8 protein-coding genes are annotated in these 6,618 nt (G+C 39.6%); 5 read left to right on the top strand and 3 right to left on the bottom strand.

The genetic code is table 11. From position 1 onward, the window contains the following. Positions 1 to 292: 292 nt before the first annotated feature. Entirely contained in the window at positions 293 to 1,414 is a 1,122-nt protein-coding gene (locus AC4IFO_RS18925) for a ribosomal protein uL16 3-hydroxylase (RefSeq protein ID WP_490736742.1), read from the top strand. 109 nt (positions 1,415 to 1,523) lie between these two features. Here the strand turns inward: AC4IFO_RS18925 and AC4IFO_RS18920 are convergent, their stop codons facing one another. Together AC4IFO_RS18920 and AC4IFO_RS18915 are read right to left on the bottom strand one after the other, a co-directional pair. Then, positions 1,524 to 1,769 (bottom strand): DUF2543 family protein, encoded by a 246-nt coding sequence (locus AC4IFO_RS18920; protein ID WP_490736740.1) that lies wholly within the window; start codon positions 1,767 to 1,769, stop codon positions 1,524 to 1,526. Between the two features lie 172 nt (positions 1,770 to 1,941). Continuing rightward, on the bottom strand, positions 1,942 to 2,253 hold the full coding sequence (locus AC4IFO_RS18915) for a cupin domain-containing protein (RefSeq protein ID WP_490736738.1): 312 nt from the start codon (positions 2,251 to 2,253) through the stop codon (positions 1,942 to 1,944). A gap of 379 nt (positions 2,254 to 2,632) precedes the next feature. Between AC4IFO_RS18915 and AC4IFO_RS18910 the strand changes: the two genes are divergently transcribed. From AC4IFO_RS18910 to AC4IFO_RS18895, 4 genes are all read left to right on the top strand, one after another. Then, complete coding sequence (locus tag AC4IFO_RS18910) at positions 2,633 to 4,261, top strand: DUF4139 domain-containing protein (RefSeq protein ID WP_490736736.1); 1,629 nt, start codon at positions 2,633 to 2,635, stop codon at positions 4,259 to 4,261. A 74-nt stretch (positions 4,262 to 4,335) separates the two neighbouring features. After that, positions 4,336 to 5,085 carry a bifunctional NADP-dependent 3-hydroxy acid dehydrogenase/3-hydroxypropionate dehydrogenase YdfG gene (ydfG, locus tag AC4IFO_RS18905; RefSeq protein ID WP_490736734.1) on the top strand — a complete coding sequence of 250 codons (750 nt, stop codon included), beginning with the start codon at positions 4,336 to 4,338 and terminating at the stop codon, positions 5,083 to 5,085. 81 nt (positions 5,086 to 5,166) lie between these two features. Then, positions 5,167 to 5,541, top strand: a complete 375-nt coding sequence (locus AC4IFO_RS18900) for a DUF1283 family protein (protein WP_490736732.1) — start codon at positions 5,167 to 5,169, stop codon at positions 5,539 to 5,541. Positions 5,542 to 5,585: 44 nt separating this feature from the next. Further along, positions 5,586 to 5,819: a DUF1161 domain-containing protein gene (locus AC4IFO_RS18895; protein WP_490736730.1), complete on the top strand. Its 234-nt coding sequence runs from the start codon at positions 5,586 to 5,588 to the stop codon at positions 5,817 to 5,819. Positions 5,820 to 5,889: 70 nt separating this feature from the next. On the opposite strand, the gene bioD is transcribed toward AC4IFO_RS18895, so the two are convergent. Continuing rightward, positions 5,890 to 6,564, bottom strand: a complete 675-nt coding sequence (bioD, locus tag AC4IFO_RS18890) for a dethiobiotin synthase (RefSeq protein ID WP_490736728.1) — start codon at positions 6,562 to 6,564, stop codon at positions 5,890 to 5,892. Positions 6,565 to 6,618 lie beyond the last annotated feature (54 nt).

Here is a 6,618-nt window from a genome sequence, read left to right as displayed (position 1 = left end):
GGTCAACAGCAACCCCATTCTACCGCAATCACTCAGAACCCTTTTTAACATAGCGACATATCTATTATGCGAACCTAGGTATGAAATGAAGAAATCCAGCGTTCTGGCTGGTTAATCGTGTTGGTTCTTTTTCGGCTTTAAACTTAGTTTTATCTAATAAATCTTTCATTACCTTCGATATGCGCATTTATCTTCCCCTAAAGTTATTGACTGGCACTTGACGCCAAACAAAAATATGACGGTGCATTACCTCTATAATTATCAGCTTATTTACTCATATAGATGTGGTCACATGGTTAACAAACTAAATCTTAACTGGCCTGAATTTTTAGAAAAATACTGGCAGAAAAAACCCGTTGTATTGAAAAATGCATTTCCTGATTTTACTGACCCTATTACGCCAGATGAACTGGCCGGCTTGGCGATGGAGCCGGAAGTTGACAGTCGCTTAGTTAGCTTCATTGATAACAAATGGGAAGCGAGCCATGGCCCGTTTGAGGATTACAGCGAATTAGGCGAAAAAGGATGGTCATTGCTGGTACAAGCCGTCAACCATTGGCATGTTCCTGCCGCTGAACTGGTGAAACCATTCCGTGTGCTGCCTGAGTGGCGTCTTGATGACTTGATGATCTCCTATTCGGTACCCGGTGGTGGCGTTGGGCCACATATTGATAACTATGACGTTTTCATCATCCAAGGAATGGGACGTCGGCGCTGGCGTGTGGGTGATGCCCTTCCGATGCGTCAGTTCTGCTCACATCCAGCATTATTACATGTCGATCCGTTTGAGCCGATTATTGACGTGGAAATGACTCCCGGAGATATTTTGTATATTCCGCCCGGATTTCCTCATGATGGTTTCACCTTCGAAGATACCATGAATTATTCTGTTGGCTTTCGCGGGCCAACTGGACGTGACCTGCTGAGTAGTTTTGCTGACTACGCACTTGAACAGGATTTGGGGGGAATAAATTATGGCGACCCCGACCTGACCGTGCGCGAAAATGCAGGAACTATGGAAACTTATGAGGTTGAACGTCTACGCGCCATGATGATTGAAATGATCAATAAACCCGGTGATTTTGAGCAGTGGCTAGGTCGTTTTGCAACCACCCCACGCCATGAACTGGATATTGCTCCTCCAGAACCACCGTATCAGCCTGAAGAAGTATTGGGTGCGCTGAATGCAGGTGAAAAGCTAATACGGCTGAACGGATTACGCGTTATGCGTACCGGAGATTATTTCTTCGTTAATACAGAAAGCTGGATTACTACAGAAGTGAAAGGCGCAGATACATTATGCCAGTTTACAGAAGTTGGAAAGAATGAACTCGGTGAAGCACTGAAAAATCCTGATTTTGTCGCAGAATTAACCGAATTTATCAATCAGGGATTTTGGTATTTCGAAGAATAAGTCACATCTGCCTGACAAGATAAAACACCTGCTGACGGGTGTTTTATCCCTCTTTGAATAACACCAAAGAACTTCGATTAAATGGTGTGATACTTCCCTGCTCCGTTTTTTAGTCATTACCCCAGCTATTCAAAAACTCAGCTATATCATCAATATATTTTTTGTTGATACCTGCTTCTTTTGCCATTTCTTTTTGCATCTCTTCACTAATTTCTTCGTTATCAGCCAAACGGGTAAGCAATAACTGAAAATAGTGAGCCAGAGGGTCGAATTCCTCTTCAGTGACTGGAACTGCGGATTCCAGTGAATATTCTTCCACCATGTCATAATATTTAAATGGTATATAATGAGCCATTAAAAACCTCTGAAGTTAATCTGTACGTCCATATCTTATTGTTAGCCATATCTTACATGAGGAGTGGCACAAACTAAACACGATGCCGCAGATATGCTGATATTAGCCTCATACAGGTAATTCAGTTGTTTAGGCCATTTTATTTAAAAAGCGTTAGATAATGAAATGATCGTCACACTGAACCTTCTTTTTCGATAACTAAAATTCGAGCGGTACCAATCGGGTGTGCAACATGCTCACAACCTACATTGGCATAAAAAATATCACCTGTATTTAGGATCGCTTTTTTAACTTCGTTATTCTCTTTGTAGTGCATTTCTACTGAACCATCCATGACAGCGAAAACTTCTTGCCCATCATTGATGTGCCATTTATAAGGTTTATCAGTCCAATGTAAACGGACAGTTGTACCATCAAAATTAGCAATATCTTGAGCTTCCCACGCTTTTGAAGCTGTAAAACTAGCGCTGTTAAATATTTTCATTTTAACCTTTGAACTATTAATGATAGATTAATATAGCTTTACTTCTTTTTGTTTTACAAGGAAATTTCATGAGGTTAGAAACCATTTAATAAATATTTTATGGCTCATAACTGCTTCCTAATACTCCTCTAGTTTCACCGCCATCAATACTAGTCGCAATCCCTGCCATTCACCTTTGCCATATTTATTCAATTTTAGGCGGCATAATAATTCAACTTAAATTAAATAAAAATAGTCGAATAGATTACTGTTTCCTCTAAGAATTTGCAAAAATAAGCTGATTTTTAGGCTTTATCTGTTATCAAGTGGCAAGTGGATAAAATATGATGAGGAAATCGCCCATTTACCCAGTTTTGGTCTTTATACTTGGAGTTGAACTATGACGGTTTCCATTCGTATTGCAAGTGGCTTACTTTTGACATCACTTCTTGCCGCTAACCATGCGCTTGCGCAAGCAGAAAGTAATTTAAATCAAAGTGTTAAATTAAACCATGCGACAATATTTCTGCGTGGGGCTGAGTTGGATAATAATGTGACGCTGTCACTTAAACAAGGCCAAAACGACATCGTATTAACCAATATTGCAGCAAATATTGACCCGCGCACATTGTCAGTTAGCCTGAAAAATTATGATGTTATTATCCGCTCTATCAATGTTCAAAAAGTCGCTATATCCCCTGTTTATTCCCCTGAAATAATTGCCCTTCAAGAACAACAGAAACAGAATAACCAGCAAATTGAAAACTTGAATATTGCAATTAAAGTGGGTGAGGAACAATTATCTTTATTGAAAGATCAGCGTTTTTTTGGTGAAAGTAACAGCCAAACAATTGAGCAATCATCGCAGAAATTGAGTTTTATCCGCCAACAGATGACGCAAATACTGCAAGAACAGCAGCAAAACCAAACCTCAATTGATGCACTTGAAGAAAAAAATGCCTTACTACAAGCGCAGATTGACGAAAATACACCCGCTGTTGTCGGTCAGCAAACCCAAGTCGTTATGGTCATTGATGCTAAAAATGAGACCACAGCACAGATGCAACTTTCTTACCTTACCCCTGATGCTGCATGGTCCCCAAGTTATGATTTTCGTAGCCAAGATGCTGAATCCCCTATTGTTCTTACCTACAAAGCTAATATTGTGCAAAATACAGGGATTGATTGGAAAGACGTCAATTTAACCTTATCCTCGGTTAATCCGTCTAAAAATATTACACCACTTAACCTGCAACCGTGGCGATTATCGGTTTACGATGATAGCGTGCAGTATGAATCCCGAGCCCTAATGCAAGCGGCTCCGGCTCCTATTGCAATGGCAGAAACCAGTATGAGCGCAAGAAAAAAGCGTGATAGCTCAGGCATTGCCGATTTTGTCACTGCATCAAACAATGGCATTAATTTAAATTACGATATTTCATTACCTTATAGCCTAAAAAGCAGTACAAAACCCAACTCGTTAACCATCAAGCAAGCGGATGTGACAGGGAAGTACCAATACACAACGACACCAAAATTGGCTGAAGACGTCTTCTTACAAGCTGATATCGATAATTGGCAGGCGCTGAATTTACTCAATGGTAATGCCAACATTTATTATGGAAATACCTATATTGGTAATTTCCAAGTTGATACCAATCAACTGAGCGATACCCTATTCATTCCTTTTGGCATCGATAAAAATATTCAGATTTCTCGTGAAAGTAATGAAAAAATGAAGAAAAAACCAAGTTTTATTGGTTCGACTATTGAGCAGAAAGAAGGTTATTTAATTAAAGCCAAAAACATGCATGCGAAGCCAATTAATCTGACCATTATTGACCAATTACCGGTTAGCCAAGACAGTGAAATTAAGGTATCTGAAATAGATAATAAACAGGCGATAGTAAATAAAACAACAGGAGAATTAACTTGGAAAGTTGCTATAGAGCCCAACCAACAGATTGAAATTCCGTTTAATTATACGTTGAGCTACCCAAAAGATAAGCATATTTTAGGCCTTGAATAGTAACTTTTGTAGTTCCCTTTCGAAGGCGTTAGAATAAATTTACGCAATACAACAATAACAACTCAGAGGTTTCCATGATTATATTAGTGACAGGTGCATCATCCGGATTTGGTGAGTCTATCGCGCGTAAATTTATTCAGCAAGGTCATACCGTTATTGGCACTGGGCGCAGAACAGCGCGCTTAGTTGCTCTACAACAAGAATTAGGCGATAACTTTCACCCACTGACATTAGACGTTCAAGATAGAAAAGCAATTCAAGCCACTGTTGCTAATTTACCCTCTTCTTTAAAAAATATTGATGTTCTCGTCAATAATGCAGGGCTGGCATTGGGCTTGGAACCTGCTTTTGATGCAAATCCTGATGATTGGGAAGTCATGATTGATACTAACACCAAAGGATTGGTCAATATGACTTATGAAGTACTGCAAGGTATGGTGGCAAAAGATCATGGTCATATCATTAACATTGGCTCGACTGCGGCAAATTGGCCCTATAAAGGTGGAAATGTATACGGCGCCACTAAAGCGTTTGTTAAACAATTTTCATTAGGTTTACGCGCTGATTTACAAGGTAAAAAAATCAGAGTCACTGATATTGAACCTGGTTTAGTTGGCGGAACAGAATTCTCTAATGTGCGTTTTAAAGGTGATGACGATAAAGCTTCAAATACCTATAAAGGTGCAGAAGCCCTAACCCCTGAAGATATCGCAGAAACCGTCTTTTGGGTGGCAACACTTCCAGCCCATATGAACGTTAATACGCTTGAGTTAATGCCAGTTTGCCAAACATTCGCTGGTTTAACCATTCATAAACAACTTTAATTTTCGTACTATTCTCTACAGACGAAACAGTTTATTTTTGGCTATACTCAGTCTATAGACCCTGTTTAGTAAGGAATTTACATGAGCACACAGAATATTTTGAAGAAAGGCATCGCAGCAGTTTGTGTTTGTCTGCCATTACTTTGGGCTACAGCTGCACCAGCGGCTCAGGGGAATACCACAACCTCATGTACCGCGGGCAGTACTTGTGTTTCTGTTGGCAAAGGTGATGACACCTTAAACAAAGAGCAAGCCCGACAAGAGAAAGAGCAATGGGATAATACCCGCATGCTGCGTAATAAGGTCAACACACGTACTGAAAAAGAGTTCGATAAGATTGATGCGGCATTTGATGCAAAAGACAAATGTGAAAAAAGCTTAAATCTTAATGCTTATTGGGAGCCGAGTACAAAGCGTTGTTTAGATGTAGGTACTGGACGCCCAATTAACCCATAAGTTTTGATTTGTACTTTGTGGGATCATTTAATCAAGGAGGAAAGATGCAAAAGAAATTATTAATTCCATTATTCTTAGTGATGTTAGTACCGGCTTTTGCTCAAGCGTCATGTGAAAGCGTGATAGAGGAAATTAAACAGAAAATTATCAATAATGGCGTACCTGCCGATAATTTCAGTTTAGTTGCAGTTCCTAATGATGAAGTTGACCCTGCTAAAGGGCAAGTTGTCGGTCACTGCCAAAATGATTCATACAAAATTATTTATACTCGTCACTAGAGTTGAATAAACAACAAAATAAAGGGCGACTTCATAGTCGCCCTTTTTACTTGTCTTGTTATTCAATCGATTATGCAGGTACTGTGATAAATTCCTGCAATTTTTCGATATGCAAATAATGCCCTAAATCACGCTCTTCTGGTCGTAATAAATACGGAATTTCGCCAATCAATGGTGCCTTGATATGGTGCTGTAAACGTTCAATAATTTGCGCATAATGTGCAAGACCAGGATTAATTCGGTTAGCCATCCAACCAATTAATGGTAAACCATCCGCCCTAATTGCATCCGCAGTTAACAGAGCATGATTGACACAACCATGTTGAATTCCGACAACTAAGATGACACCAACTGATTGCCCTTTTAGCCAGTCTGTATAAAATGTATTATCATCAAGCAAATAACGCCAACCGCCATTTCCTTCGATGACCACCATATCACACTGATTATGCAAGTGTTCTAAACCTTGTTTTATCTTACTAAAATCTATGCTGTTCTCATGACTGTAGTTATCCGTAATACGAACAGGATTAACTTCATCATAAGAAACAAGGTCTTTAGACACGCTATGGATCAGCAAAGCATCTTTATTCCTGACTCCTTCAGGGGTATCAATGCATTGATCGGCAATAGGTTTGTATCCTACTGCTTTAATTCCTTGCCCATTGAGTGCTTGCAAGATTGCAAGCGTCGATACTGTCTTCCCGACATCTGTATCTGTCCCGGTAATAAATAGATTGATCATGGTCTTTTTCTATCCTGAAGTGACAGACTCGCACAGCAATAAGCTGCAAAAATG

This window comes from Providencia sp. UF-224, from assembly GCF_058245955.1.
The sequence above is the reverse complement of the archived record's forward strand: the minus strand, read 5'-3'. Positions and strand labels throughout refer to the sequence as shown.

Coding starts and splice junctions, on each gene's coding strand:
- ydfG (WP_490736734.1), top strand. CDS start 4,336: ATGATTATATTAGTGACAGGTGCATCATCCGGATTTGGTGAGTCTATC.
- AC4IFO_RS18915 (WP_490736738.1), bottom strand. CDS start 2,253: ATGAAAATATTTAACAGCGCTAGTTTTACAGCTTCAAAAGCGTGGGAA.
- AC4IFO_RS18925 (WP_490736742.1), top strand. CDS start 293: ATGGTTAACAAACTAAATCTTAACTGGCCTGAATTTTTAGAAAAATAC.
- AC4IFO_RS18900 (WP_490736732.1), top strand. CDS start 5,167: ATGAGCACACAGAATATTTTGAAGAAAGGCATCGCAGCAGTTTGTGTT.
- bioD (WP_490736728.1), bottom strand. CDS start 6,564: ATGATCAATCTATTTATTACCGGGACAGATACAGATGTCGGGAAGACA.
- AC4IFO_RS18910 (WP_490736736.1), top strand. CDS start 2,633: ATGACGGTTTCCATTCGTATTGCAAGTGGCTTACTTTTGACATCACTT.
- AC4IFO_RS18895 (WP_490736730.1), top strand. CDS start 5,586: ATGCAAAAGAAATTATTAATTCCATTATTCTTAGTGATGTTAGTACCG.
- AC4IFO_RS18920 (WP_490736740.1), bottom strand. CDS start 1,769: ATGGCTCATTATATACCATTTAAATATTATGACATGGTGGAAGAATAT.